Here is a 1,558-nt window from a genome sequence, read left to right as displayed (position 1 = left end):
CGACCTTGCCGTGCTCGGCGGTGATGATCTCGGCCAGTTCACCCTTGCGCTCGTTGAGCAGCTCCCGGAAGGCGAACAGCACCTGGGTGCGTTTGGCCAGCGAGGTGTCCCGCCAGGCCGGGAACGCCGCGGCGGCCGCATCGATCACCTGCTGGGCGTCGGCGACGCTGGCCAGCGCGACCTGACCGGTCACCACACCGGTGGCCGGATTGGTCACCGGCGCCGTCGCGGAGGACTCGCCGGCAAACACCTTGTTATCAACCCAATGGGAAATCGTCTTGGTCATTACTCTGCTCCTGCTTGTGTTTTCGGTTCTACGGTCGGTCGGCGAGCTGCACATCAACGGGCAGGCCGGTTTCGAGCGACTCGACACCTGCCGCGCACACCGCCGCGGCCGCGTAGCCGTCCCACGCGGTCGGTCCGTCGACGTTGGTGCCGGAGATGACGGCGTCAACCCACCGTTGGATCTCGGTGTCATAGGCGCGGCCGAACCGCTCCCGGAACCCGGGGGTGATCTGACCACCCCAGGTGCCCGGCGCGGATTTGCGGATCAGCCCGACGTCCAGGCCGATCATCGCGCTGCCACGTTCTGCGACCACCTCGGTGCGCACCTCGTAGGCGACACCGGTGGTGACGAAGAGTTCGACGTCCACGTGCCGTCCGGACACCGTTCGTAGGATCGCAATCTGCGGATCGATGACACCCTGGGGCGCACCAGGATTCGACGAGGGTTTGACGATCTGGACGCTGGCGATCTCCTCGCCGAACAGGTAGCGCGTCACGTCGACCTCGTGCACCAGCGAATCTTTGACGATCAGCGAGCTGTCGAAGTACGACGGCACATTCGGGTTGCGGTGCACGCAGTGCATCACCAGGGGCTCGCCGAGTTCGCCGCCGTCGAGCAGTGCCTTGAGCCGCATGTACTCGTCGTCGAAGCGTCGCATGAAGCCGACCTGGATCAGCGGGCGATCAAGCTCGGCCTCTCGCCGGACGATCTCCAGCGATGTGGAAACGTCGGTGGTGAGCGGCTTCTCGCACATCACCGGCTTGCGGTGCTCCAGGCAGGCCAGCAGCTGCTTCTCGTGGGTGGTGCCCGGGGTGGCCAGCAGCACGGCGTCGACGTCCGGATCGGCGATCGCGTCGAGGGGATCTGCAACGGCGCGGCAACCTTCGATGCCCGAGGCGATCTGCTCGGCCTTCTCGGTGACGTAGTCGTTGACCACCGACACCCGCGCGCCCGAGATCCGGGACGTGATCCGGGCGACGTGGTCGGCCCCCATGACGCCGACTCCCAGGACGGCGACACGCAGTTCGGGCATGGTGACTTCTCCTTGTGGAAGAGCGGCCGACTATGTGAATGTGACGGACGGGATGCCGCACGACCCGAGGTAGTTGCGGGTGCGCTTGGCGATGGGCAGCGGGGCGTCGGCAGGGCAGGGATACATGTCCTGCTCGACGATCGCGAACACGTCGATGCCGAGTTTCTCGACCTCGGCGAGAAGCGGTGGCATGTCCGGGATCCCCAGCGGCGGTTCGGTCATCGCGCCGAGCTTGACCG

General features: G+C 66.4%; 2 protein-coding genes and 1 pseudogene. All 3 read right to left on the bottom strand.

What is annotated here, in order from left to right; all coding sequences use genetic code 11:
• The coding region (locus ACXMYJ_RS29050) for an aldehyde dehydrogenase family protein (RefSeq protein ID WP_460359542.1) at window positions 1-286 on the bottom strand (286 nt) is incomplete at its 3' end.
• A gap of 28 nt (window positions 287-314) precedes the next feature.
• Window positions 315-1,319, bottom strand: a complete 1,005-nt coding sequence (locus ACXMYJ_RS29045) for a Gfo/Idh/MocA family protein (RefSeq protein ID WP_460359541.1) — start codon at window positions 1,317-1,319, stop codon at window positions 315-317.
• 30 nt (window positions 1,320-1,349) lie between these two features.
• A pseudogene (locus ACXMYJ_RS29040) lies at window positions 1,350-1,558 on the bottom strand (2-keto-myo-inositol dehydratase); the annotation flags it as partial.

This window comes from Mycobacterium sp. ZZG, from assembly GCF_054786995.1.
This window is presented reverse-complemented; position numbering and strand designations above follow the sequence as displayed.

What these genes read in the sequence shown, in the direction of transcription:
- ACXMYJ_RS29045 (WP_460359541.1), bottom strand. Translation starts at nt 1,319, where the DNA reads ATGCCCGAACTGCGTGTCGCCGTCCTGGGAGTCGGCGTCATGGGGGCC.